At 43.1% G+C, this 25,451-nt stretch carries 23 protein-coding genes and 1 tRNA gene; 6 read left to right on the top strand and 18 right to left on the bottom strand.

Annotated features, from left to right (window positions below; genetic code table 11):
* Positions 1-59: 59 nt before the first annotated feature.
* The gene (locus tag QZZ55_RS00265) at positions 60-428 is read right to left on the bottom strand and encodes a flagellar protein FlaG (RefSeq protein WP_293264082.1); all 369 of its coding nucleotides are present in this window, start codon (positions 426-428) and stop codon (positions 60-62) included.
* A 131-nt stretch (positions 429-559) separates the two neighbouring features.
* Positions 560-2,599 (bottom strand): flagellin, encoded by a 2,040-nt coding sequence (locus tag QZZ55_RS00260; protein ID WP_293264080.1) that lies wholly within the window; start codon positions 2,597-2,599, stop codon positions 560-562.
* Positions 2,600-2,849: 250 nt separating this feature from the next.
* Between QZZ55_RS00260 and QZZ55_RS00255 the strand changes: the two genes are divergently transcribed.
* A complete protein-coding gene (locus QZZ55_RS00255; RefSeq protein ID WP_293264078.1) occupies positions 2,850-3,155 on the top strand; it encodes a flagellar protein FliT in 306 nt (101 codons plus the stop codon).
* A 47-nt stretch (positions 3,156-3,202) separates the two neighbouring features.
* On the opposite strand, the gene flgL is transcribed toward QZZ55_RS00255, so the two are convergent.
* The 13 genes from flgL to QZZ55_RS00190 form a co-directional block, all read right to left on the bottom strand.
* Positions 3,203-4,501, bottom strand: coding sequence for a flagellar hook-associated protein FlgL (gene flgL / locus QZZ55_RS00250; RefSeq protein WP_293264076.1), 1,299 nt, complete (start codon positions 4,499-4,501; stop codon positions 3,203-3,205).
* Between the two features lie 16 nt (positions 4,502-4,517).
* Complete coding sequence (gene flgK, locus QZZ55_RS00245) at positions 4,518-7,238, bottom strand: flagellar hook-associated protein FlgK (protein WP_293264074.1); 2,721 nt, start codon at positions 7,236-7,238, stop codon at positions 4,518-4,520.
* Positions 7,239-7,309: 71 nt separating this feature from the next.
* Positions 7,310-8,374: a flagellar assembly peptidoglycan hydrolase FlgJ gene (flgJ, locus tag QZZ55_RS00240; protein WP_293264072.1), complete on the bottom strand. Its 1,065-nt coding sequence runs from the start codon at positions 8,372-8,374 to the stop codon at positions 7,310-7,312.
* A 1-nt stretch (position 8,375) separates the two neighbouring features.
* Complete coding sequence (locus tag QZZ55_RS00235) at positions 8,376-9,470, bottom strand: flagellar basal body P-ring protein FlgI (RefSeq protein WP_293264070.1); 1,095 nt, start codon at positions 9,468-9,470, stop codon at positions 8,376-8,378.
* A gap of 50 nt (positions 9,471-9,520) precedes the next feature.
* Positions 9,521-10,207: a flagellar basal body L-ring protein FlgH gene (flgH, locus tag QZZ55_RS00230; protein ID WP_293264068.1), complete on the bottom strand. Its 687-nt coding sequence runs from the start codon at positions 10,205-10,207 to the stop codon at positions 9,521-9,523.
* A gap of 24 nt (positions 10,208-10,231) precedes the next feature.
* A complete protein-coding gene (gene flgG / locus QZZ55_RS00225) occupies positions 10,232-11,017 on the bottom strand; it encodes a flagellar basal-body rod protein FlgG (RefSeq protein ID WP_293264066.1) in 786 nt (261 codons plus the stop codon).
* An 18-nt stretch (positions 11,018-11,035) separates the two neighbouring features.
* Positions 11,036-11,779, bottom strand: coding sequence for a flagellar basal body rod protein FlgF (locus tag QZZ55_RS00220; protein ID WP_293264064.1), 744 nt, complete (start codon positions 11,777-11,779; stop codon positions 11,036-11,038).
* 118 nt (positions 11,780-11,897) lie between these two features.
* Positions 11,898-13,913 carry a flagellar hook-basal body complex protein gene (locus QZZ55_RS00215; RefSeq protein ID WP_293264062.1) on the bottom strand — a complete coding sequence of 672 codons (2,016 nt, stop codon included), beginning with the start codon at positions 13,911-13,913 and terminating at the stop codon, positions 11,898-11,900.
* Positions 13,914-13,929: 16 nt separating this feature from the next.
* Positions 13,930-14,616, bottom strand: coding sequence for a flagellar hook capping FlgD N-terminal domain-containing protein (locus QZZ55_RS00210; RefSeq protein ID WP_293264060.1), 687 nt, complete (start codon positions 14,614-14,616; stop codon positions 13,930-13,932).
* Positions 14,617-14,682: 66 nt separating this feature from the next.
* Complete coding sequence (gene flgC, locus QZZ55_RS00205; protein WP_293264058.1) at positions 14,683-15,117, bottom strand: flagellar basal body rod protein FlgC; 435 nt, start codon at positions 15,115-15,117, stop codon at positions 14,683-14,685.
* Positions 15,118-15,119: 2 nt separating this feature from the next.
* Positions 15,120-15,530, bottom strand: a complete 411-nt coding sequence (flgB, locus tag QZZ55_RS00200; RefSeq protein ID WP_293264056.1) for a flagellar basal body rod protein FlgB — start codon at positions 15,528-15,530, stop codon at positions 15,120-15,122.
* Between the two features lie 156 nt (positions 15,531-15,686).
* Positions 15,687-16,535 (bottom strand): protein-glutamate O-methyltransferase CheR, encoded by an 849-nt coding sequence (locus tag QZZ55_RS00195; RefSeq protein ID WP_293264054.1) that lies wholly within the window; start codon positions 16,533-16,535, stop codon positions 15,687-15,689.
* 15 nt (positions 16,536-16,550) lie between these two features.
* A complete protein-coding gene (locus tag QZZ55_RS00190; RefSeq protein ID WP_293264052.1) occupies positions 16,551-17,492 on the bottom strand; it encodes a chemotaxis protein CheV in 942 nt (313 codons plus the stop codon).
* A gap of 74 nt (positions 17,493-17,566) precedes the next feature.
* Here QZZ55_RS00190 and flgA point away from each other — a divergent pair, with 74 nt between their 5' ends.
* The 4 genes from flgA to QZZ55_RS00170 all read left to right on the top strand — a co-directional run bounded on the left by flgA (position 17,567) and on the right by QZZ55_RS00170 (position 19,411).
* Positions 17,567-18,271 (top strand): flagellar basal body P-ring formation chaperone FlgA, encoded by a 705-nt coding sequence (flgA, locus tag QZZ55_RS00185; protein ID WP_293264050.1) that lies wholly within the window; start codon positions 17,567-17,569, stop codon positions 18,269-18,271.
* Between the two features lie 126 nt (positions 18,272-18,397).
* Entirely contained in the window at positions 18,398-18,709 is a 312-nt protein-coding gene (flgM, locus tag QZZ55_RS00180; RefSeq protein ID WP_293264048.1) for a flagellar biosynthesis anti-sigma factor FlgM, read from the top strand.
* 6 nt (positions 18,710-18,715) lie between these two features.
* A complete protein-coding gene (locus QZZ55_RS00175) occupies positions 18,716-19,210 on the top strand; it encodes a flagella synthesis protein FlgN (protein WP_293264046.1) in 495 nt (164 codons plus the stop codon).
* 124 nt (positions 19,211-19,334) lie between these two features.
* A tRNA-Arg gene (locus QZZ55_RS00170) sits at positions 19,335-19,411 on the top strand.
* Between the two features lie 35 nt (positions 19,412-19,446).
* Here QZZ55_RS00170 and QZZ55_RS00165 read toward each other — a convergent pair.
* Positions 19,447-21,054 (bottom strand): response regulator, encoded by a 1,608-nt coding sequence (locus QZZ55_RS00165; RefSeq protein ID WP_293264044.1) that lies wholly within the window; start codon positions 21,052-21,054, stop codon positions 19,447-19,449.
* 289 nt (positions 21,055-21,343) lie between these two features.
* Here QZZ55_RS00165 and QZZ55_RS00160 point away from each other — a divergent pair, with 289 nt between their 5' ends.
* Positions 21,344-22,267 (top strand): histone deacetylase family protein, encoded by a 924-nt coding sequence (locus QZZ55_RS00160; protein ID WP_293264042.1) that lies wholly within the window; start codon positions 21,344-21,346, stop codon positions 22,265-22,267.
* A 68-nt stretch (positions 22,268-22,335) separates the two neighbouring features.
* On the opposite strand, the gene QZZ55_RS00155 is transcribed toward QZZ55_RS00160, so the two are convergent.
* Together QZZ55_RS00155 and oadA are read right to left on the bottom strand one after the other, a co-directional pair.
* Positions 22,336-23,637: a sodium ion-translocating decarboxylase subunit beta gene (locus QZZ55_RS00155; protein ID WP_293264040.1), complete on the bottom strand. Its 1,302-nt coding sequence runs from the start codon at positions 23,635-23,637 to the stop codon at positions 22,336-22,338.
* Between the two features lie 12 nt (positions 23,638-23,649).
* Positions 23,650-25,431 (bottom strand): sodium-extruding oxaloacetate decarboxylase subunit alpha, encoded by a 1,782-nt coding sequence (gene oadA, locus QZZ55_RS00150; protein WP_293264038.1) that lies wholly within the window; start codon positions 25,429-25,431, stop codon positions 23,650-23,652.
* Positions 25,432-25,451 lie beyond the last annotated feature (20 nt).

Raw genomic sequence — 25,451 nt, 5'->3', positions numbered from 1 at the left:
CAAAACTACTTTTATGACATTTTTCATATGCTATTAAATAAGAACAAGTTTACATCTAATTAAGCTCGATCATTCAATATTAAACCCAACATCCCTTCAATATGCTTAGCTAACTTGAGGGTCTCTTCTGATGGGAACTGACGAATAACTTCCTGCGTCTCTGTATCCATCACTTTTACCACCATATCATCAGTATCTTTATCAATACTGAAACTAAGGTTTCGCTGGCCATCCTGCATAAAGGCATTCATTTTATCCAGTACAGCTTGAACTTCTTCAGCATTCATTTTTTGTGATGGCTGAATACTATCAACCTGTTCTGCCTGGGCATTTACATTGCCTGATTGAACACTACTCGTTTGTTGTGATGCCGCTGCCTGTACAGTAGAAGCCGCAACATTACTGGCGTTAACTGATTCAACTGACATTTTCCACCTCCTGAACTAGTGCACTCACCAGCTCACTATACCACTTTTTAAATCAACCCTTTTTAAACAGCAATCCCCCACCAAAGGTGGTGAGGGATTTTAATAGGCTGAAAGCTAACCTTTAATGCCTATTACTGTAGCAATGACAATACTTGCTGAGGAGCAGCATTAGCCTGAGCCAACATCGCACTACCTGCTTGCTGTAGTACCTGAGCACGACTCAAGTTTGCAGATTCAGCTGCAAAGTCAGCATCCATGATACGTGACCGAGCAGATGATACGTTCTCAGATACGTTAGACAAGTTGCTCACTGTAAAGTCAAGACGGTTACTAATCGCACCCAAGTCACCACGGGTTGAGTTGATTGTTTCCAATGCATTATCAATGATGCCGATGGCTTTTTGAGCCCCAGCTGCAGTTGAAATATCCAACTGAGATATAGATGCACCGAATGAACCTTCTGCAGTCGCATTCGAGTCAGTCAAACCAGATGCTGTTTCAGCACCAGCATCAGCATGCAACACACTAATTGGATTACCCGACTCGCTCTCTAGTTTAATACCGCCATCAATGTTTGTAGCTGCGGTTAGAGCTGTAACAGTATCAGCACTGCCAGAAGTAAGCTCAACGCCTGCTGTTTCCCATGCAGCCACATCATCCGTAGTTGTAACAGTGTTACGGAAAGATATCTGCGAAGTGTTGCCTTCTAAAACGATTCTTGACCCAAGAACTGTTGCTGATAAGCCTGTGTCATCACTGCTAGCATTGAAAGTAGCAGCCACATCGGCAAGGCTCGCATCACCGACAAAATCAAGCGACACACCGTTAACGTCAATCTCATTGGCAGCAGCGATATCAGCCAAATCAACTCCTGAGAAATCTAGTGCAGCTGATGAGAAAGCACTTGCTGTAACACCTGATTCAGAGCTAACTTTATTAATTGCATCAATTTTGTCTTGTAAGCCAGCAGAATCACTAATACCGACTTCAACATTATTGATTGTTAAATCGCCAATCGCAAAAGCACCAGCACCAACAGCAGACCCTTCAATTTCTCCACCCGCATCATTTTCTCTGAAGCCCAGGTTTTCCAAATCATTTAAGGTACCATTTGCACCACGTTCAACTCGGATTGGATCGCCATTATCTGATGCCAGAGCAAGTGATGCTTGCGCTGTTGCCGGAGTACCTGCTGCGGCCACACCACCACCCGCACCTGTAGTAGTGATAGTAGCAACATTTTCAGCGCTGATAGTTAACTTACCATCATCATTAATAGTTGCAGACAGCTCACCACCAGATTCATCTGTCAATTTAGCAGCTAGCTCTTCTAAGCTTTCTGTATCCGTTACGGTAACAGCAGATGTTGTACCATCTAGTTTTGTTAATGTAACAGTAACTTCATCACCTGCACCCAACACACCCGAACCAACAGTCGCTGCAGTCGAGTTAGCATGTGTAGAAGCAGTTACGCCTGTAACGTTTTCATTAATTTTGTTAATCAGCTGATCCATATCTTCGGTGTTACCATCAAAGGTTTCACCAACAGCCATAATGGATTGACCGTTAACCATTACATCATTGTGACCGAGAGCAAGAGCACCTGTTAAAGTTGCAACACTTGATGCCGCACCTAACAAGTCAACACTCGTAGAGCCTAAACCAAGTGACTTAGAATCCATTTTATCAATTTTAAGTTCAATTGTTTGATTGGCTTCAGAACCAACCTGTAGATCCACTTTACCTAACGACCCATCAAGAATATTCAAGCCGTTAAATGATGTTGTTTCAGAGATTCTATCCAGCTCAGATACTAGCTGTTTAACCTCTGCATCCAACGTGCCTCGGTTACCAGAATCGTACGTGCCGTTGGCAGACTGAATTGACAGTTCACGCATACGCTGCAAGATGTTAGTAGACTCATCCAGCGCACCCTCAGCTGTTTGAATCAATGATGAACCGTCGTTCGCATTACGAATCGCCTGGTTAAGACCATTTACCTGAGAAGTCATACGGTTTGAGATAGACAGACCTGCGGCATCGTCAGCAGCGGAGTTGATACGCTTACCACTGGCTAAACGTTCCATAGAAGTGTTCAGGTCGTTCTGAGACATTGTCAAGTTACGCTGAGCGTTAAGTGACATAATGTTTGAGTTAATTACCATAGCCATGAGACTTTCTCCTATCAACCAGATTTGACTGGCTGTTTTGTGTTCGTTACCGAGGAATGCTTTTTAAAAATCTTGTCTTTAAATGGCATCTCTACCGGGTATACTTTTAGTTATCGACCAATTATTTCTTTGCTTTAGTCTTTATTTCTAGTTTCTTCTGTGGCAGCTTCCTGCCTTGGTTACTTTATATATCGGCACATATTGTGTGTGCTTTAGCAAAAACATGAGCAATTATTTCGAGGCACGTCACATGCTAATAAATATCGAGCAAGCATTTGATTTAACAAATAAAATACAAAAAGCTGTAACAGATAAGGATTGGGATCAAGTAGTAGACCTTCAAGAAAGCAGAGAAAAGCTCATGCTTAGTACGCAACAGCTCCCCACGCCGACAAACGAAGAAGCTTCGTTACAGATTGAGAAGTTGATATCAAGTATTCAACAGATAGACGCTCAGATACTACCGCTCATTACTGAGCATATGCGCTCTTTAAGCCAAGAGAGACAGCAGACCAACCAGGGGAAAAAAATGACAAAAGCTTATCAGTCTACCTGATAAGCTTTTTTGTTAAACACCAAAAACAAATACGAGGTTAAACGTCACTAGTTAATGTGATTGAAAAGTGACAAAGAGGATACGCGCCCAAATGTAGCCTGCGCTGCCTGCAAGGTTGCTTCTTCTAATTTAAACTCACTAATAACAGACGCCAAATCAGCATCTACCAGAGTAGATAATGCTGACTCGGTAAAGAGTTTAAAATCTAGATTAGAACTACTCATCTGCTCTAAAGACCTTAATCGTGAGCCTACGGTTGAGATAGCCTCATTATTTCGATCCGACGCTTGTGTAAACTGCACTAAGCTTGTTGCCACTATTTCATTTAGCTCATCACGCTCAGCCTGACTCTCTACCGGCTTGCTCAACACTTCTGCTAAGTCCATTGCCACATCAAGAGCGTTTTTCTTTTCCGTAGAAACCGTTAATCGAATATCTCCAGCAACCGCTGGCTGATGTATTTCTACCTGCATGCCATAAATATTCAAACCACCGGGTGTTGTTGAGAAATCACCGGAAATTGCTATAGGGTTACCCAATTCATCATTGACAACCTGCCCACCGCTATCCACCACTGTATAATCAAACTCACCTAATGGCGCAGGTGAAAGCGAAGCCGTTGCTCGAATAGTAAGATCACCCCACCCTTCTGATTTAGCGACCTTGCTGAATGCACTTTCAACATCTGCTGTAGAAAATGCTACATTTCGAGCAAAGGGCTCAACTGTTGAAACACCACTGTTGAAATCAACAACAGCCTGACCTGTTAGCTCAACTTCTAACCTATCGCTTGCTGCTTCGAACAAATAGGTACCAGAATCATTTGATGGTATATATAGATCAGATCCAACTTGCATCTGGCGCTGCCCATCGTCTCCTTGATACTGATATCGACCATTTTCAAGTTCGTAGGGCTTAGCACCACCCTGACTACCTGAAAAAAGATACTCGCCCTGAGAGTCTTGCGTATTCATAAGACCCGCAACATAACTCGTTATCTGCGTAAGCTCATTGGCGATAGTTTTCCTATCTTGGTCATGCAATGTTCCATTAGATGCGTTTAGTGTTAACTCACGCATCCTATTGATGGCTGTATTTACATCATCCAGAATCGTTTCTTCTAACTCCAAACGTCGCTCAGTCACATTGATGTTATCATCAAATTTTTCATACTGTGCCAACTCTCGTTCTAGCTTAACTACTTGCGCAGCAGCAACAGGATCATCGGAAGGCGTTTGTATTCTCTTCCCAGTAGAAATCTGGTTTTGCAACTCTGACAATTTAGATTGCGAATTTTGCATCTGATCTATCGATCTAAAATACTGTTGCTGGGTTGAAATTCTCATCGCTCAACCTCCTTCATTAAATGCTGCTAAGTAGTGTATCGAATAATGTTTGAGATGTTCTTATCAGCTGAGCAGACGCTTGATAAGCCTGCTGAAATTGCACAAGCTTTGCCGCTTCCTCGTCTAAATTAACACCTGACACACTCGATTTAGCTGTCACTGTTGAGTCCAATACTGCTTTATTGGCATCCACCGTAATGATTGAAGTTGCTGTACGTGTACCAACGCGCTCAACCAAACTGCCATATAAATCCTGATATGAACCACCATCTAAGGTGGATTCTTGCTGAAGACCCGATAGCACAAGCGCATTGCGATTATCCGACACGCCATCTTTATTAAAGGTAAAGCTAAATCGATCACCTGCTTTTGGCTGATCCGTTATAACCACGTTATAACCCTTCAACCCGATGTCACTGCCGGCTGAATAAGTTTGATTTAATAGTGGCTTATTATCAACTTCAAGAACGATAGGGTTTAAAGGCTCAGTCATATCGTAAGCGGTGTACGTTAACGGATCACTATTATTAAACACTATATCAACCGGCGGCTTGAGATCACCTGAAGCATCAAATGCGGATGCAATTGAATCCAGTATCTGAACACTCGCTTTACCCGCACCTATATTATCTGTGTCGGCTGTTACACGTACAGGGGATGCAAGTGCCAATTGCCGACCATCCTTAACAATTAAAGATAAATTATCAGCACCACTTCTCACAGGCTGAATCAAGAATCGATCACCCTTTATAAAGTTAGTCGTTTCTATTGATACTTTTATGCCATCGATGGCAAAGGATAATGTATTACCGCCCGGGTCCATATAAAACTCACCCTCGCCAACATCCTCCACACCCAGCACTGTATCACCACGTGTTGATTCGACATTATTAGTCCCATCAACTAAGACGGTTGTAGCCCCAACAAGTACTCCAGCAGAAAGGCTAAGGGACTCCACCGATGAGTCGACTGTTGCTGTGTTGTCTTTTAAGTACCCAACAACGCTACCGGTATTACCAGGAGAAACAGCAACAGGGCCACCAGCAACTAAGTTGCCATTTGAGCTGTAATTTTGGATGCTAATACTGTCACCAGCCGCACCGTTATTACGAACTGATATATTTCCACCCGTGCTATCTACTATCTTAACCCCTCCGCTGGTAGGCGTACTAACAGCAAGGTGACTAAAATCATTTGGGTCAGCACTGAGTGCTGCATTGATTGCCGAGGCAATATTACCATCTGAAAACACACCCGCAGCCAAGGGAACCGTCACCGTTTGCACATTTCCTGTCGCATCATTTACGGTCACATCAAAAGATACACCATCAGCTCCACCGTCCACTATATTCGACAGATTTATCGCACTTTCTGCTGTTACACCTGACACTCCAACAAGCCCATTTAATGTTGCCGCCATAACTTGTGCTGAATCGACAGAAACACCGGGAGCGGCCACTCCGTTTAGAGTAGGTGTAACGACCTGAGTCACGATGGCTGCTGGGGTTACAGAAGGCGCAACATTTCCACCCCAGGTTAATGCGTTAGATGGAACCGAGCGATTATCTACCGCATCTGCCAAAAGGTTTATCTCTATTTTTTTGCCATCACTATTTCTTGTTAGTGTAATTTCACTATCACTACCGTAAAACAGCTCATAATCGCTCGCTTGCAACTTGGTAGTATCTTGGATTTCAACACTCGCTGCTAATACATTGGAATGATTACCAAAACCCGCTGATATTCGATCTGCCTGTGCGGCAAATGAGTTCACATCACTAAATAGATTGCCACCTAGCTCATTATTCAGGTCAATACCTGCACGATGAGCTGTATTCATACTTTCTGCAAAACCAATAGCTATCCGACCCAGCTCATCCCGCGCAGTGTTAAGTGCATTTTCACGGTACTCTAATAAACCGCCAATTTTCCCGCCGCTCAGTACGTTTGTTACATCCACTGAACTATTAGCCATCTTCAGAGATAAACTTCTTTGCGATATATCAGGGTCTCCGGGAACCACTTCAAACTGGTTTGCAGATATACCCGTCACGAGTGGCTCACCGTTTCCTACAAAAATACTGTAGCTGTCGGCGTTTTGCTGTTCCAGTACAGTAATACCAATAAGTTCAGACAACTGGTTTGTTAGCTCATCACGTTGATCCTTAAGCTCGTTAGCAGGCTTATTGGATGCAACTTGTAATTGAATATTGGCATTCAATTCTGCAATATTTGTTGATAGCGAATTTACTTTACTGGCAAGATCGTCCAGCGACTCGTTTACTGTGTTATTTTGTCGCTGGATATGAGCATCCAAACTATTGAAACGCTTTACTAACGCATCAGACTCAGCAACAAACAACTCTCGGTTAGGCGTAGATACTGGATCATCAACAACATTTTGCAACGCACTAAAATAACTATCTAAAGCGGTGGAGACACTGCTAGTTTTGGTTGCTAATAGGTTATCTAGCTGGCTAGATAATTCTGAAAAAGTAGAAGACTGGTTATAAGATGACAGGTCAGCCCATAACTGCTGTGTTAAAAACTGGTTCGTTATTCGGTCTATAGAATCAACCACCACCCCAGATTGGTCTGGTAGTGTTGAAAAATTAGCAATTTGGCGGCTATACCCAGGTGTATTCACATTGGATATATTTTGACCAACAGTCGACAATGCGGCCTGATTAGTCCTAATCGCCTGGTTACCTAAATTTAGTAAGTTGAAACTAGACATAATAATCTCCTGAGCCTATAGCCTTATTAGCACCAAGAACTCACATTTATCTATTATATAGCGGCCAAACATCAACCTTCTTTAGGTGTGTTTACATCCATGGCCAATATTCGATTCTCAAAAATCGCTGTTATCTTTTCCGCATAAGCGGGGTCTGTAGCATATCCTGCGGCTTGAAGTTGCTGGAGATACTTCCTTGGATCAGCAGCTGCCTCCAAAGCTTGTTGATAACGCGGACTATTTTTCAAAAAGTCAGCATAATCTCTAAAACTTTGCTCGAAGGAATCATACGAACGAAATTGTGCTTTTTCTTGCTGCGCTAAACCATCACGATACTCTAGTGTATTAACCTGAGCTCTATCACCATCCCAACGTTTGTCTGCTTTAATATTGAACAGGTTGTTACTACTTTCGCCGACTGCGTCCTTAATAATATGCTTACCCCAGCCAGTCTCGAGCGCCGCTTGTGCCAACAGCACTTTAGGGTCGACCCCTAAATCTGCAGCAACCTCTTTAGCCAGAGGGAATAAATGTGTAACGAACTCCTCCGGTGAGTCGAATGTTCTCGGCACTGCTACTGAGGCTGCTCGGCTATCCAATTTCTTAGCATTTGATACAACCAATGTCTCTACTGTCTTAGCAACAGGAATAATTGAAGGCGGCTCCTCCGTTTTCCCTGCTTCATGCACAACATTTTGACCAAGAAGGGTAGAAGCCGCAGCACTTGCCCCTTGATTAATTGCATTGTTTAACAAACGCTCTGAATCAGAAAGGGGCTGCTGCTTCTTATCACTAGCATCATCCATGCGTACATTTAACTGATGGCTTAACTGCCTTGCCAAAACGTCAGCGAGCCCAATACCCTGACCTTGTGACATTTCCTGAGTCATCTGACTATCAAGCATGCCCTGATAAAAACGCACATCACCACTACTAAATGGATTATCTTCACCAAAAGATGCATTAGCATCACGCATGCTTTTCATCACCATGCTGAGAAACATTTGCTCAAACTGCTCAGCAACTTGCTTTAACGCTTCTGGCGTATCCGTTTTGGCCTGATGCTTGAGTTTTTGCAAACTCCCCATATCGGCATAAAACTGTGGGTTATGATTTGGATCGTTATTAATAGCCATATCAAATTACTATCAGTTCAGCTTTAAGCGCGCCCGCTTGCTTTAATGCCTCTAAAATGGCCATCAAATCACCTGGAGCTGCGCCCACTTGGTTCACTGCTTCAATTATTTCCTGCAGAGAAGTCCCAGGAGAAAACTCAAACATATGCCCGGACCCTTCATCAACTTCTATACCGGTACGTGGTGTGATCACGGTTTCGCCACCTGCTAAAGCATTTGGCTGGTTAACATCCAAATTCTCGGTAATAGCCACCGTCAAGCCACCATGAGTAATAGCAACAGGGGATACTCGTACATCTTGTCCAATCACTATTGTTCCGGTACGTGAATTTATAATGACTTTTGCAATTTCTTTTGCTGGTGTGATTTCTAAATTTTCAAGCACAGAGACAAAAGAAACACGCTGCGACGCATCTCTGGGGGCTCTCACACGAATAGAGGTCGCATCAATTGCTGTGGCCGTTCTCATACCCAGCAAACCATTTATTTCTTCTGAAACACGTCGAGATGTTGTGAAGTCTGGGTGATTAAGATTCAGTGTAAGACTATCCCCTTGTGCGAATGCATTCGGTACTGTTCGCTCAACTGTCGCACCATTTGGAATACGGCCAACACTGGGTACATTTAACGACAATCGTGAACCATCTCGCCCTTCAGCACCAAAACCTGATACGACTAGATTCCCTTGCGCCATGGCATAAATTTGGCCATCAGCACCCTTCAATGGAGCAAGCAGAAGGCTACCACCACGTAAACTTTTGGAGTCACCAATAGAGGAGACTGTTAAATCTATTGTTTGGCCGGGTTTTGAAAAAGGAGGTAGTTCTGCATGTATAGCAACCGCAGCAATGTTTTTGGATTTCGGGCTCACCGTTGCAGGAATAGCCACACCAAAATTATTGAGCATATTTCTGAATGTCTGTGAGGTAAAGCTTGCTTTATCACCTGTACCATCTAAACCTACAACCAATCCATATCCTACCAGCTGGTTATTACGAACGCCGGCAACAGAACTAATATCCTTAATACGCTCGGCAAATACGCTCGAGGAAAACATTAATCCGAGTAGCAATAAAGGCAACATTTTATTAAACATACTATTCACCATGTTCTAGTTTATTGCAGAATGAATGTGCAAAATCAGTATTAAAAAGGCCAAAGAGGACTGACAAAAAACTTACCTAACCAACCCATCACATTTGTATCATGTACGGTACCTGTTCCACTGTAGCCAATTCTTGCATCTGCTAATTTAGTGGAGGATATCGTATTATCAGACGCAATATCTTGAGGTCGGACCAAACCACTAATCTGAATATACTCATCACCCTGGTTAAGTTTCAGCCATTTCTCACCACGGACAGCCAAGACACCATTTGGTAAAACATCATGCACTGTCACGGTAATATCTCCGCTAAGGCTATTACTCATATCTGACTTACCTTCACCTTCAAATGTGTTTGTCGATGCGCCAGAAGAGGCACTCACAGGAGCACCAAAAACAGATAAAGGGTTACCCAACACCGTTGGCTGAGGAATTGATAATGTACTGCTCTTATCAGATGTTGTTTTTGCTGTTTTAGAAGACTGTGTTTTTTCACTTAACACGATAGTGATAATATCTCCTACTCGATGAGCTCTACCATCACTGTATATATCAATATTTGTTGCCGCGTTAAAAATAGCGCCATTCACTGGCCTTGGTTGCTGCAATTGCTGTGGAGCTACCGGTGCATAGTACGGACGATCAGGCTTTACCGGCTTGTTCACACAACCTATTAAAAATATTGATGTTACCGCCAACAATAAAGCACCCTTCATGGTATTTATCATAACCGCGCTCTTAAATTCATCTAATTACAACTGCTGAGAAACATAAGATAGCATTTCATCAGCGGTAGAAATCACCTTGGAGTTAATCTCATATGCACGCTGTGTCGTGATCATGTTAACTAGCTCTTCTACCGAATTGACGTTAGAGCCCTCTAGCATTCCTTGACGCAAAATCCCTGTTCCTGCCTCGCCGGGAACAGCCACTTGCGGTGCACCACTGGCTGCTGTTTCTATAAATAAGTTCTGCCCTATGGCTTGTAAACCCGCAGGGTTTACAAAATCCGCTATTTCCAACTGCGCTATTTGTACTGGGTTAGGGTCTCCCGCCACAACAGCTGTTACCGTTCCATCAACACCAACTGTAAAGGTTTGCACTTCAGCAGGGAGGGTGATTGCAGGGTCAAGCAAATACCCTTCTGCCGTAACGACCTCATTTTCACCATTCACATGAAACTGACCATTACGTGTGTAACCCAGCTCACCATTAGGCATCGTTACTTGAAAAAAACCTCGTCCGTTAATGGCCACATCAAATGGCTCCTCAGACACTTGCATTTCACCTGTTTGGAACAGTTTTTGTGTTCCAACAACACGTACACCGTTACCTAATTGCAGACCTGATGGCAACTGAGTTCCTTCAGCAGAATCCGCTCCAGGCTGGCGTTGCACCTGATAAAGCAAATCTTCAAAAACCGCACGGTCCTTCTTAAACCCTACCGTACTGACGTTTGCCAAGTTATTAGAGATAACTTTCAGCTGTGTATCCTGTGCTGACAAACCTGTTTTAGCGACATAAAGTGCACCGTGCATTGCTATCTCCTAACTCTGTTAACCTAACTGAAGAATCTTAGTCGCAGCACTTGAATTCTCTTCTGCGGTTTTCATCATTTTTATGTTCATTTCAAACTGGCGCGATAAGCTGATAATACTAGTAAGCTCATTCACTGCATTTACATTACTTGATTCAAGATACCCTGAGCGTAGCTTTAGTCCCAAATCCGGTGGTTGTGGAAGATTTCCATCTACATGCATCAACCCATCTACACCTTTATAGATGGACTGTTGATCTAATTGCACTAGCTTAATACGGTCGACAACGGCTAATTCAGCGGCAGCCTCGCCTAATGGCCGAATGGTAATCGTTCCATCGGAACCAATATCAACTTTTTCGGCAGCAGGAACAGCGATTGGAATGCCGCCATTACCCATTACCGGCAAACCACTGCCCGTTACAAGCTGATTGGCGGCATTGAGCTGCAGTTCCCCAGACTGGGTATATGCCTCTTGACCGTCAGGACCAATCACTGCCAACCACCCACCGCCATCGACGGCTACATCTAGCGTGCGGCCCGTTTGAATAAAAGTGCCCGTCGTTGTGTCTGTTGCAGGCCTTTCTGTCATGGCATAAACACGCGTGGGCAAACCCTCTCCAAACACTTGCATAGCGCGGGCTTGAGCCAAATCAGTTTTAAACCCAGTAGTGCTCACGTTAGCCAGGTTGTTAGCATGAGTTTGCTGTGCAAGCATATTTTCTCGCGCACCGCTCATCGCTATAAAAACAACTTTATCCATAACATCTTCCGGAATTTAGTGATTGCCGCATTTATTCTATATATCTTTAAATGCAAACCACATGCCAAAAAAAAGAGCCGCATAAGCGACTCTTTTAATAAACAGAATAAAGAATAAATTAGATCTGTAAAATTGACTGCGTTACGGTGTTTAAAGTTTCCAACGTTTTTGAATTTGCCTGGAAGTTACGCTGCGCCTCAATCAGTTTCACCAACTCTGCTGATAAGTCTACATTTGACTGCTCTAACGAAGCCGATCTAATCGTACCATTTAAACCAGTCCCCGGCGGGTTAAGAATCGCTTGCCCTGAAGAAAGAGAAGCAACCCACTCCGTATCTCCTGCCGACTGTAGTCCAGACTGGTTTTCAAATGAAGCTATTGCAACTAGACCTAGATTTTGTCGCTGACCATTACTAAAACTTGCAACCATCTCTCCTGTTTCTTCAAAAGCAACACCAATCAGATCACCTTTGGTGTAACCATCTTGAGAAGCTTTCTTCACAATAGATGCAGAAGAGAACTGTGTTGACCCAGAAATATCAAGCTGCAAACCAACCAAGTTATCTGTATCACTTTCTAACTTTGTATCATTAGGGTTAGATGGATCAGCCCCTTTGATAGTTATATTAGGAATGGCCGCACCAGCAATCAGCTCTTCTCCATTGATCTCTTTTAATACACCCGTAGTGGTATCAAATTTAATAACAAGCGCACCTACTTCAGTCGTTCTAGCAGCAAAACCAGCCTCACCCGGGTCAACACGCTTTCCGACATCTAGCTGCTGAGAGTCATTAAGGTAGGCGTACATACGGTAAACGCTCATAAAGCTATTATCACCCTCTTGGGAAACAGGGTCTGTAATATCTGTAGGGCCATTCAATAAAAGTGCAGCCGTATCCACTGTTGGAATGGGATCTACATCGCCTGCCTCTGCCTGCCATGTCACATAAACTGTATTGGTGTTTTTATTATATTGCACCGCTTGTATATTCGGGTTTTGCTCTATTACTCGTGCCTGAGCAGCAGCAATTGTTGCCCCCACATCATCAACATCCATTTGCACGTCTAACGGTATAGTGACACCACCGATAACAACATCTACATCAGCCAACAATTTACCCGTCACAGCACTAAATTTGGTAGGATCACCATCAATCAAAAATGACTGTACTTCATTGGCCGTTCTCGTTAAAGGCTCACCTTCTACTAGATTCGCAACGAGTAGATCGGGGTTTGCATCAGCAACTGCCCCAGTATTATCTCGTACGCGCACATCCCCAGTAGCAGACGATTCAGACTTAAGTTCAAAACTCACTTTAGCACTCACCGCTGGCGGACCTGCAACTGCAGCAGAAAACACAATCGAGTTTGTATCAATACGAGGATCGGCAGCTTCGAGCAAGTCTTTTTCAACACCCGTAATAGCCGAGATATCTACAATGTCGACGCCTGAAATCCTGACGTCTGTACCCGCAACGTCAAAGGAATACTGTTCGCGCACAGGTCTCTGCTCAGCAAAATTATATTTAATAGTCTGCGCATTACCTAAACTATCAAAAGTTTCGACAGTCGTTGTATAACTAAACGAGTTAGCATTGTTTTTGTCATAGACTGACGCTAATTTTGATGAGTCTAATTTTGAATCTATGTTAAATGCCAGCCCTATGCTTTCTGTCGCATGAGGAGGGCTCTCTTTTTGATCTACTGCCAAATTACGCAATGGCAATTGATTACCTTGAGTATCAAGACCGAACCCTTGTAAGTTTTTACCATTTTTTGAAACGATAAAACCTTCTTTATCTAATTCAAAAGCACCGGCTCTAGTATAGGTAGTTCCGCCCTGCCCATCATCAAGCTGGAAAAAACCTGATCCATTAATGGCCAAATCAAGGTTATTATTTGTGAACTCAGCCGTGCCCGCACTAAAATCTTGCGATATACCTGATACTGTCACACCAGATCCTGGCAAGTTACTTGAACCTGCCCCGACAACTGCCGTTGCATAAATATCGCCAAACTCTGTGCGCGAAGACTTAAAGCCTACCGTACTGGAGTTTGCAATGTTATTACCTGCTACATCAAGCATAGTTGAAGAAGCTTTGATACCGGTTACCGCTGTATTGAAACCCGCCATGATTACACCTCTCCAATTAACCTAATTGCTTGATATCATTAATACTTACAGAACCAGTAGCGGTATTAACCTTCATGCCAATCCCATTTTGGCCGAGCGTCACACTATCAACGCGATGGCCAATATAGCTGTCTACTTCTTGATAAGCACCTTCACTATCCGGAGCCTCTACAACCACTCGATATTCACTTTGGGGGGCACGATCACCCACCTGCCAACTAAAGCTATGATCTCCCGATGCCTTAGCACCCATTGACCATCTATCGACTTCCGCACCCGATAAATCATATACCGACACGCGAATATCTGAAGCACTTGATGGTAGCGATATCACTCCGTCAATATTCCCTTCGCTATCGAGCATAGCCTTTTCAGTTTTCACAAATGCTGTTTGACCTACCATTGAGGATGCTTGCAAAGCCGACTGACTCGTTAATAAAGCACTGCTCATCTCGGTCATCGTTGTATTAAGATTATTAATACTCTCAACTGAGCTCATGTTTGAAATCTGTTGCATAAAATCGGCCGTATCAGCGGGGCTGGTAGGGCTTTGATTTTTCAATTGAGCAATCATCAACTGCATGAACATATCGTTGTCTGATTCAGACTGTGATTGCGCCTTAGCTGTAGACGATGCTTTATTGCTTTGGTTTATCTGCTCATAAACCGAAGTTGCATTATTGATACCGTTGATATCAGCCATATCGTGACCTCAACTCTAAAATTACGGCCAGTAACATCGCGGCCTAGTTAATATAAGTTCAACAAATTACTGACCCAATGTCAGAGCCCGCTGCACCATCTGTTTTGCTGTATTCATAACTTCAGCGTTGATCTGAAATGATCTTGAAGCCGAAATCATATCTGCCATTTCCTCAACTACATTTACATTGGGGTAATGCACATAACCTTTCTCATCTGCTAATGGGTGGCTTGGCTCATACGCAGTTCGAAGCGGCGCTTGGCTCTCAATAATTCCGGCAACATTCACGCCTTGACCAGGAATCAAACCAGCATCGACATTAGTAACTTGTTCAAGTGAAGGTGCTTGCAATTCAAAAACAGGCTTACGAGCTCGATATGTTTCACCGATACTAGAGCTTACACTGTCAGCATTGGCCATATTACTTGCTGTTGTGTTCAGACGTACTGTCTGAGCACTCATGGCTGAACCCGCTATATTAAATATATTTGACAATGACATGATTAATCACCTTTGATCGCGCTAGTAATGCCTTTAAATTTACGATTTAGAAAATCAAATGACGCTTGGTAACCCAAAGCATTTTCTGTATATCGAGCCATCTCTTCCTGAACATCAACTGTATTCCCATCAACAGAAGGCTGCATCGGTGTTCGAAACAAAAGCTCTGCTGCATAATCTGGATGTATAACCGTATCTTTATGGGCTGTATTCGTATTCATCATTTTCAAGAGACTAATACCCTGATGCGCCCCCTGAACTCCCTGTAAGATACTTTTAAAATCTATATCTCTCGCTTGGAAATTTGGCGTGTCCGCATTAGCAATATTATTAGCGATCACTTCAGCACGTCGTGAACGCAATGCAACTGCGTCTTCATGAATCCCTAATGCTTTGTCAAAAGTAATTGCCATACGTCACCTCAATAATATGTAAGTAGATAAAGCAATATGCATGCCAGTGGCACAGAAACGCCGTATAGCGTAAGGAAGCAAGGATGATGATTTTTTTACGATGCGAGAAACAAAAAAAAGCGGCATTCGATTGCCGCTTTTTTTGCCGCTATAGTACTAAATAGCTTGGTAGATAATGCCAGGACGGCAATGAATCATTTTATAGCAATCAGACAACCCCGGCAGAGACTCTGAAGCGCCCAGCAAGAGGTAGCCTCCCGGATTGAGCTGTTTATGCATTTTTCTAAGTATTTCTGTTTTTACTTCTAAAGAGAAATAAATCATAACATTACGACAAAAAATTATATCGAACTGCCCTAAGTTGGTATATTGACTAAGCAGGTTAATACTTTGAAAACGCACCCTGCTTTTTATATCAGGGTTAATAGTCCAAGAACCATCAGCATTTGCTTTAAAATGCTTTTGCAGTCGATCCTTCTCTAAACCACGCCCTAAAGCCAACATTTCATATTCACCAGAGCGGGCCTGCTGAAGCACACTCGCAGAAATATCCGTTGCGACTATCTCTTCTCCCGCCATAAATGAACCAGGCACTGCTCGCTTATATTCATCAATAACCATACTCATAGAATATGGCTCCTGCCCAGTTGAGCAGGCAGCCGACCAAATACGTAACTTTTGGCGACCTTTTTTCTCTTTTATTTCGGGAAGCAGTTTATTTTTTAAAATGTCATACGGGTGAATATCACGAAACCATAACGTTTCATTGGTCGTCATAGCATCGATAACTTTATCTTTTAGCTGACTCCCACCCGGACGCTCTAACTGCTTTACAAGACAACTCAAGTTATCTAATGAGCTATCTTGCATTATTTTACCCAGACGGCTCTTCACAAGGTATTGCTTGTGCTCTGCTAACAAAATACCGCAGCTTTTTTCCAAAAACTGGCTAAATATAGCAAATTCATCAGAGGTAATTCTGAAAGCTTCTACACGCTCATTCATAGCGATGATTCCACTCTATAGCCGCTGCTCAAGTTTCTTAATTCGCTCAATAACAACACTCGCTAAATCATCAGGGTTGAACTTAGCCAAGAATCCATCTGCACCCACTTTTTTCACCATTGATACGTTAAATCCGCCACTTAGCGAAGAATGGAGAACAATATGCATTTTCTCCATACGAGGGTCTTCTCGAATCATAGCTGCTAAGGTATATCCATCCATTTCTGGCATTTCGATGTCTGAAATAATCATTAGATAGAGTTCTGTAACATCGTTACCTTTATCTGCCAATTTATTTAGCATATCCCATGCAATTTTTCCGTTATTACATGTGGTTACTTTAATGCCTAGATCTTCGAGGCTGCGCTGCATTTGATTACGAGCAACACTCGAGTCATCAACACAAAGAATTTGGTATTCTTTGGCTTTAGCCTTCATCTCTTGAGTAGCAATTTCTTCACTAACTTTTGTATGCATTGGATACAAGTCAGCTAAAATTTGCTCAACGTCTAGAATCTCAATCAATCTATCTTCATATTCAAAAACGGCTGTCAGATAGTTCTCCACACCAATTTCTTTTGGTGGAGCCATGATCTGATCCCAATGAGTATTTAGGATGCGATCAACCTTTCTGACCAAAAAGGCCAATGTACGCGTATTGTACTCAGCCACTATTAGGAAGCACTGTTGATGCTCATCCTTTGGAATACCAGAGCGCCCAACAGCTTCAGAGAGATCCAATACAGGAATGGTCTCTCCACGGATATGCGCCATCCCCTTCACCGATGTCGTTTGCCGGGGAACCTCCGTCAATCTTGGACATTGCAGCACTTCACGCACTTTAAACACATTGATTCCGTATACTTGCTCGGTCTCAAGTGCAAACAATAAAAGCTCTAAACGATTCTGCCCAACCATCTGGGTACGCAGGTTTACAGTATCTAGAATACCTGACATGATCTACACCAAATCTATTGTCACTATATTAAGCGACACCACGCTAACCATCCTGTTCTAAATCAGGAGCCACCGTGAGTTATTTTCAAATAATGCCTAGTATCGGCACTCTCATTATTCTTTTTAGTACTTATTTATTCTCTACGCAATGCATAGCCCAACCTTTACAAACCATAGTAGAAAGACATCTTTACGAGCATTTTTCAGTAAAAAGTGCTCAAACTGATATTAATATAGTCGTAAACCCAATTAATGATCATACAAATTTAAAAAAATGTTCAAAATTTGATATTCGAGTTCCTTCAACCCTCCCTTCAGGAGGTCGTATATCAATGCGCATCAGCTGCCTTTCACCCAAAAAATGGGCCACTTACGCAACCGCAAAGGTTAGTATTTATTCTAGAGTTGCCACGGTAAAGCACCCAATATTAAAAGGGACAGTCATTACTGCCAATGATTTCTCATTTGTCCGGACAAACACTAGCATACACAAACAGAGTTATTTCACTAGGCCTGACCAATTAATCAACCTTATTGCCCGACGGAACATACCTACAGGCAGCGTATTAACGGCAAACATGCTGATCACCCCGAAACTTATCAAACGAAATGACACCGTGATTATAGAGGCCAAAGTTGGCGCCCTTTCAGTCAGAACACAAGGCACTGCATTACAAAGCGGGAAAAAGGGAGAGCAAATAAAAGTGCTTAATAATAAATCCCAAAAAATTATTCGCGCCTATGTAAAAAGCAGAGGCCATGTATCCGTATCCAGATAGCTATTCTGAGCTAAACAGTTATAATCACACTCTATTATTGAAGTGAAAAAATATTTGTTATTTTCTCTAAAGTTTTAATAAACACGGCCGCTAAACAACGTACACATAGTTTTTGAGGGTAGAAAAATGGCTATTGATCTTAACAGCTCCTTATCGCAACAAGCGATGGCTGCTCGTGAAAAGGTCAGCACCCAGAAAAGTAATGGGAGTGCTGCACCAATTCCCCATGCTTCCGCGAAGCCTATTCAGAAAGATACAGTTGAGCTAAGCGACACCGTTAAAGTAATGCAGGCAGCTGATGCCAAAATTGCTAATACACCGGATGTTGATAGCGAACGTGTTGCAAGCATTAAAGCCGCTATTGAAAATGGCAGCTATTCTATTGATGCTGAGAAAGTGGCAGAGAAAATGATCGATTTTGATTCCATGATGGCATAATCCACCATGACAGATCTGTCTTCCACTCTCGCATCAATCGATGTCCTTGCTAATGAGGGTATCGCCATTCTGAGCGGTTTAGAAGATTTTCTGAATCAAGAGTTGATCGTACTTAAGTCTCGTGACATTGACGCTATACGATCAATCAATCTGGAAAAGCAAAATATTCTTCATCAGTTTGATCTTAACAATCAAGCTAGAGCAGAGCTGCTTATAGCGGCTGACTTGCCCGTTTCTAAAGCTGGACTCTCTTCTTTGCTTTCACAAAGCTCAAATCAAGCACTTAAAGCACAATTCAATGATCATTGGAATGAGCTTGAGAGCACCCTTAAAAAAACCATGGATGCCAATCAGCGAAACGAGCAAGTGGTTATGAGAACCAGCCAAAGCTTAGACAAACTTCTCACTGTTTTGCGCGGACAAAAGCCCACCAATAGCTTATACACAGCAAAAGGCGCAAAAGGAAACTACACTGGACAGTCACATATAGGAAAAGCGTAACCCCCCCCTATTTACTCCCAAATGTTTTCGAAAACTTCATAAATCAACGATGATTGCTTTGCAGATTCAAAAAAAAGCCTTAAAATACGGGCTCTTAAATGCTTGTCGTTTATGTGTTAAAAATGTCTCAGTAGCTCAGCTGGATAGAGCAGCCCCCTCCTAAGGGGCAGGTCGCAGGTTCGAATCCTGCCTGGGACACCATTAATAGATTTGACTCAGAACGCACGACCAACTTTTTACTTCAACAAAACACCTAAACTCCCTTCCGGAAGCTGATCCAAAGAAACTTTACTGCATGATTTAAGTAAGGCTAATTTTTTACTTTCAAAATCATTCAATGCCATACGTTCTGCTAACCGCAAATATCGCGTTACCATTTTCAAGCGCTCTTCACGCCGTGCAGACTCTTGTTTAGCAGACTCAAGAAACAGTTGCGCTAAATTAAGTAGTGCACGAGCATTTTTAGGGTCGTTCTCTATTGCCAAACCAAAATAACGTATTGCTTGCGGGACCTTATCTGCCAGATAGTGCTTCACACCCAAACGGTTTACCCGAATACTCATTTCTGGATCATATACGTGACCTTTTGCTTTACTCTTTTCAGGCAACGGCTGCTTTTCAAGAATAGGTAGACGATCACCCGTTATATCTAAGAGCTCCCTTTGCAAATCCATGGACTGATCAAGCTTCCCAGCGAGCTTCGAAGCCTCACCCATAAATCGATTAGCATCATCTTCATTTCCCATATCACTACTTAGCTGACTGCGTAAGAGAGCTGTCTTAACTTTAAGCGCCTTATCTTTTGGGTATTTGTAACTAGCAGTATTCAATAACTCGTCAAACTGCGAGCGTAGGCTGCCCTGCTCACTCTCAGGAAGACCAGCCATTTCCAGTCGACGTATATTAGCCAAACGTAAAAAGGGCTCAGGTGAGCTATAGCAACTATTTCGACCCAAAGAAATCGATTTTCTATAAGCACCCTCAGCTAACTCCAGCGTTTTCGTGTAAACAGCAACCCGACCTAACTCCATTTGTCTCAATAAACTTAGCGGCGACTTTTGAGTGGCATCTTTTAAAGTGTCTTGAACAGGAAGCAACTCACCATCATGTTCATATACTTTTGCAAGAAGATCATAGGCAGGCAGAAAAAGAGGAAACTTAGCAACAAGCTTCAAGAGTAACGGCTTTGCGACAGAATACTTATCTTGACCGATACAGGCTTCAGCAAGACACAAACCACTTTCTTTCTCATTATGGTGCCTAAAGCGTTGCTTGAAAAAAAGCTCTGCTTCTTCAAAACGATTGAGTTGTAGCAATAACTTACCTTTTACCATCTGAACATAATCATAATCACTACCAGACAACTCGATCTGATCGCAGGCTTTTACCGCCATATCAAGCTGACCACGCTCCACAAGCGCATCCACTTCTTGCAATGCATCCTTTCGAAACATCAACAAATCAAGCCTTGATTTAAGCTCATCCATTGAAAATGGTTTTGTTAGCAATGCATCAGGTTGGTTATCAATTGCATGCAAAATCACTTCCTGAGAAGAGTCTCCTGTCATAAACATCCAACATGCTCCAGGCTTCACATAGCCAAGGGAGCGGGACTCTTCCAGCAATTGCAAACCCGTTAACTGATCACTTCCATTATGCCCCAGTAGAATAATATCAAAGGCACCCTCTTTAATAAGCTCCAATACATGGCTATTAATCGTCACTGCTTGAATATTAGCAATTCCCAACTGCCTCAACATATAGAGGATAGTCGAGCGCATGTTTCCACTGCTCTCAATCAACAGAACACGTTTGGTGGAATAGTCTATTTTCGGCGGGTGCACGAAATCTGCGATCCTTCTGCAAGAATGATATTTTCAAGCATAGTATAAGAGCCATTGTTGGCCGGGGGAAGGAGTCACTCTCTCAGACAAAAAAAAACACCGGCGAGGGTGAACACGCGATGTCTAATACAGTTCTATGCTGTGATTATCATCATAACTTCACTCCTATACATGACCCATGATTTAAATCAAGAAAATGATTAGTAGATTAAAATTTAGACCTTCGGCTAAGCAGGTCAGAAACTATTTTCCAGTACACTGACAGAAAAGAATGAGAGTTGAAGGGAATATGACGACTACTTTTATTACCCATGAAGATTGCGGCCTTCATAACATGGGACCAGAACATCCTGAGAGCCCGATTAGACTACTAGCCATACGCAAAGTCCTTGAAAGAACAGGCTTAATGCAGCAATTAGAAACAATGCAATCTATTCACGTCACACCTGAACAGATAGCAATGGCTCATGCATCACTCCATCAAAAGCGTTTAGAGATGAAGCTCCCCGAAGAAGGGATCGTTTATGCTGACGAAGACACCGCTTTATGCCCAGACTCTTTGCACGCTGCAAGCCTAGCCGCTGGCTCAACAATTCTTGCGACCAACCGAGTCCTTGCAGGAAAAACTGACAACGCATTCTGCGCAGTAAGACCCCCAGGCCATCATGCTGAACACAATACACCCATGGGTTTTTGCTTTTTTAATAACGTTGCTATAGGCGCAATGCAGGCTCTTCAACACCCCCACGTAAACCGTGTTGCTGTTGTCGATTTTGATGTTCATCACTGCAATGGGACAGTCGATATTTTCAAAGACAAACCAGAAGTATTAGTTTGCTCTACCTTCCAGCACCCATACTATCCAGAGAGATATTGCGACATACAGCGACCTAATATCGTCAACTGCCCAATGCCCGCTCACAGCGATAGTAAATTTTTCAGAAACATAGTTGAGAAGCACTGGCTGCCTGCATTACAAAATCACAAACCTGATATGATTTTCATCTCAGCAGGCTTTGATGCTCACCACGAAGACCCTATGGCTGATATAAATTTAAATGAGGATGATTATCGCTGGGTCACAAAACTACTGATGGACGTAGCCCGCGTGTATTCACAAGGACGTTTAGTGTCCGTTTTAGAAGGTGGCTACAACCCTGTCGCGTTAGCGTTCAGTGTAGAAGCGCATGTGGAAATACTCGCAGGCTATTAACCGTTCTGATTTTATACCGATACAAAAAAGGCCGCTCAATGAGCGGCCTTTTTATTTACTTTTAGCTATTAGCCAACAAACTTGATCATAACGCCTGCAGCAACCGCTGAACCGATTACACCAGCAACGTTTGGCCCCATAGCGTGCATCAACAAAAAGTTTTGAGAATTAGCCTCAAGACCCAGCTTGTTCGAAACACGTGCAGCCATAGGTACAGCAGATACCCCAGCCGACCCAATCAATGGATTGATAGAGTTACCACCTGCCAGCTTGTTCATAAACTTAGCCATTAAAATGCCCATTGCAGTACCGATACCAAAGGCAACAATACCCAGCACCAAAATGCCTAATGTCTGCATATCCAGAAACTTATCAGCTGAAAGCTTCGAACCAACTGAAAGCCCTAAGAAGATAGTAACGATATTGATCAATGCATTCTGTGCAGTATCACTTAAGCGATCAACAACACCACATTCACGCATCAGATTACCGAAACAGAACATACCCAATAGAGGCGCTGCATCTGGCAACAACATAGCCACCAATATAAGCAACGACAGTGGGAATAAAATTTTCTCTAATTTTGAGATATGGCGCAATTGCACCATCTGAATTTTACGCTCAGCTTCCGTTGTTAAAGCACGCATAATAGGCGGCTGAATCAACGGAACAAGGGCCATATACGAATATGCTGCTACTGCAATTGCACCCAGTAATTGAGGAGATAATAAACTTGCCACATAGATTGCTGTAGGACCATCAGCACCGCCAATGATACCAATTGCAGCCGCATCTTGAATGCTAAAGTCCATCAACCCCATGCTAGTTAGGCCCACAGCACCTAGTACGGTAGCAAAAATACCGAACTGTGCCGCTGCGCCCAAAAACAGCGTTTTAGGATTTGCCAATAACGGTCCGAAGTCCGTCATTGCGCCCACACCCATGAAAATAATCAAAGGGGCAGCACCCGAAGCGATCGCTACTGTATAAAAATTATACAGCATGCCGTTATTGAAGTTATTATCGTTTGCAAACAACGTCGTGGCTGCATGCACACTGGCACTAGAGGTGTGATATGCATGTAAAACATCATGCGGATCAACACTCGTAATACCTAGCACAGCAGCAAAACCAGCTAACAATTCAGGGGTAGCAAAATGCACAGCATTTTCTACCGCAGAAAATGCCAACCCTGCTTCTGGAATGTTTGCCATAATGCCACCAAAGCCAATTGGAACAAGCAATAGGGGCTCAAAGTTTTTACGAATCGCCAAGTACAGCAGTAATAGACCAACAACGATCATTACAAACTGCCCTAGCGAAATGTTATAAATACCTGAGGCTAGCCACAGGTCGAGAAGCTTATCCATTCGATAGACCCCTTACGCTAAAGTGATAAGGGTATCACCCACCTGAACTGCATCACCCTCTTTAACGTCTACAGAAACAACAGTACCGGCTCTTGCCGCACGTACTTCCGTTTCCATTTTCATCGCTTCGAGGATTACGATCACATCACCTTCTTGGAGCGCCTGCCCAGGCGTTACCTGTACTTTCCAGATATTACCTGCCAAAGGTGCTGGTACTGGCTCACCAGAGCTAGCAGCTGGCGCAGCAGCAGCCACAGGAGCAGCCGCGGGAGCAATTGAAGTAACATCTCCCCCTTCTGCTACTTGAACAACATAATTCTGACCATTGACAGTAATAGTATAAACTTGTGGTCCAGTATTTTTAGGTGCAGCCATAGCCATAGCATCCTCTAATGTAGGGGCAGGTTCAAACGCGTCAGGGTTGCCGCGATTTTCTATGAATTTCAAACCGATCTGAGGGAATAATGCGTAGGTTAATACGTCATCAATTTCTTTATCTGCGCTAGCCAATTTAAGGCCTTTTTCATTTGCCACTGCGCGCAGTTCGGTTGTTAATTTTTCAAATTCTGATTCGAGTATATCTGCAGGACGGCAAGTTAATACTTCCGCACCATCTAAAACACGCGCCTGAAGTTCAGCATTATAGGGTGCAGGAGCTGCGCCATATTCGCCTTTAAGAATACCCTGAACTTCTTTAGAGATGGTTTTGTATCGCTCACCCATCAATACATTGATAACAGCCTGTGTACCAACAATCTGAGAAGTAGGCGTAACAAGCGGGATATAACCCAAATCCTTACGAATACGAGGTATCTCAGCAAGTACTTCATCAAATTTATCTGAAGCACCCTGCTCTTTTAACTGGCCTTCCATGTTTGTCAACATGCCACCAGGAACCTGGGCAATCAAGATACGTGAATCGGTACCACGTAAAGAACCTTCAAACTTGGCATACTTCTTACGAACTTCCCTGAAATATGCAGCGATATCTTCTAACGCTTCTAGATTCAGACCTGTGTCACGATCAGTACCCGCTAATGCAGCTACGACAGACTCAGTCGAGCTATGCCCATATGTCATAGACATAGAGGAGATAGCAGTATCGACACGATCAATCCCAGCCTCTACAGCTTTCAGAATCGTCATATCAGATAATCCTGAAGTTGCATGCGCATGAAGCTGCACTTCTAAATCAGTCTGTGCTTTGAGTCGCGAAACCAGATCAAATGCGGCATAAGGCGTCAGAATGCCTGACATGTCCTTAATTGCGATAGAGTCAGCGCCCATATCTTCTAATGTTTTAGCATACTCGACCCACATATCAGTGGTATGCACAGGACTCGTTGTAAATGAAAGAGTACCCTGGGCATGCTTTCCTGTTTCCTTCACTGCTTTGATCGCAGTTTCCAGGTTGCGCGGATCATTCATCGCATCAAAAATACGGAATACATCTACACCGTTAACAGCAGCACGTTCTACAAACTTATGTACAACATCATCAGCATAGTGACGGTAACCGAGTAGGTTCTGACCACGTAATAACATTTGCTGAGGAGTATTTGGCATAGCCGCTTTTAATTCACGAATACGATCCCATGGATCTTCTCCGATAAAACGGATACAAGAGTCAAAAGTAGCTCCACCCCAGCTTTCTAGGGACCAGTAGCCAATTTTATCAAGTTTCTCTGCGATCGGTAGCATATCATCAATACGCATACGCGTAGCGAAGAGAGACTGATGAGCGTCACGCAGAACTACATCAGTAATACCTAGCGGTTTCTTTGCATCGGACATGGGTAAAAGGCCTTCTGTCG

Source organism: Neptunomonas sp., from assembly GCF_016744175.1.
Lineage (GTDB): Bacteria > Pseudomonadota > Gammaproteobacteria > Pseudomonadales > Balneatricaceae > Neptunomonas.
The sequence above is the reverse complement of the archived record's forward strand: the minus strand, read 5'-3'. Positions and strand labels throughout refer to the sequence as shown.

Coding starts and splice junctions, on each gene's coding strand:
- QZZ55_RS00265 (WP_293264082.1), bottom strand. CDS start 428: ATGTCAGTTGAATCAGTTAACGCCAGTAATGTTGCGGCTTCTACTGTA.
- QZZ55_RS00260 (WP_293264080.1), bottom strand. CDS start 2,599: ATGGCTATGGTAATTAACTCAAACATTATGTCACTTAACGCTCAGCGT.
- QZZ55_RS00255 (WP_293264078.1), top strand. CDS start 2,850: ATGCTAATAAATATCGAGCAAGCATTTGATTTAACAAATAAAATACAA.
- flgL (WP_293264076.1), bottom strand. CDS start 4,501: ATGAGAATTTCAACCCAGCAACAGTATTTTAGATCGATAGATCAGATG.
- flgK (WP_293264074.1), bottom strand. CDS start 7,238: ATGTCTAGTTTCAACTTACTAAATTTAGGTAACCAGGCGATTAGGACT.
- flgJ (WP_293264072.1), bottom strand. CDS start 8,374: ATGGCTATTAATAACGATCCAAATCATAACCCACAGTTTTATGCCGAT.
- QZZ55_RS00235 (WP_293264070.1), bottom strand. CDS start 9,470: ATGTTTAATAAAATGTTGCCTTTATTGCTACTCGGATTAATGTTTTCC.
- flgH (WP_293264068.1), bottom strand. CDS start 10,207: ATGATAAATACCATGAAGGGTGCTTTATTGTTGGCGGTAACATCAATA.
- flgG (WP_293264066.1), bottom strand. CDS start 11,017: ATGCACGGTGCACTTTATGTCGCTAAAACAGGTTTGTCAGCACAGGAT.
- QZZ55_RS00220 (WP_293264064.1), bottom strand. CDS start 11,779: ATGGATAAAGTTGTTTTTATAGCGATGAGCGGTGCGCGAGAAAATATG.
- QZZ55_RS00215 (WP_293264062.1), bottom strand. CDS start 13,913: ATGGCGGGTTTCAATACAGCGGTAACCGGTATCAAAGCTTCTTCAACT.
- QZZ55_RS00210 (WP_293264060.1), bottom strand. CDS start 14,616: ATGGCTGATATCAACGGTATCAATAATGCAACTTCGGTTTATGAGCAG.
- flgC (WP_293264058.1), bottom strand. CDS start 15,117: ATGTCATTGTCAAATATATTTAATATAGCGGGTTCAGCCATGAGTGCT.
- flgB (WP_293264056.1), bottom strand. CDS start 15,530: ATGGCAATTACTTTTGACAAAGCATTAGGGATTCATGAAGACGCAGTT.
- QZZ55_RS00195 (WP_293264054.1), bottom strand. CDS start 16,535: ATGAATGAGCGTGTAGAAGCTTTCAGAATTACCTCTGATGAATTTGCT.
- QZZ55_RS00190 (WP_293264052.1), bottom strand. CDS start 17,492: ATGTCAGGTATTCTAGATACTGTAAACCTGCGTACCCAGATGGTTGGG.
- flgM (WP_293264048.1), top strand. CDS start 18,398: ATGGCTATTGATCTTAACAGCTCCTTATCGCAACAAGCGATGGCTGCT.
- QZZ55_RS00175 (WP_293264046.1), top strand. CDS start 18,716: ATGACAGATCTGTCTTCCACTCTCGCATCAATCGATGTCCTTGCTAAT.
- QZZ55_RS00160 (WP_293264042.1), top strand. CDS start 21,344: ATGACGACTACTTTTATTACCCATGAAGATTGCGGCCTTCATAACATG.
- QZZ55_RS00155 (WP_293264040.1), bottom strand. CDS start 23,637: ATGGATAAGCTTCTCGACCTGTGGCTAGCCTCAGGTATTTATAACATT.
- oadA (WP_293264038.1), bottom strand. CDS start 25,431: ATGTCCGATGCAAAGAAACCGCTAGGTATTACTGATGTAGTTCTGCGT.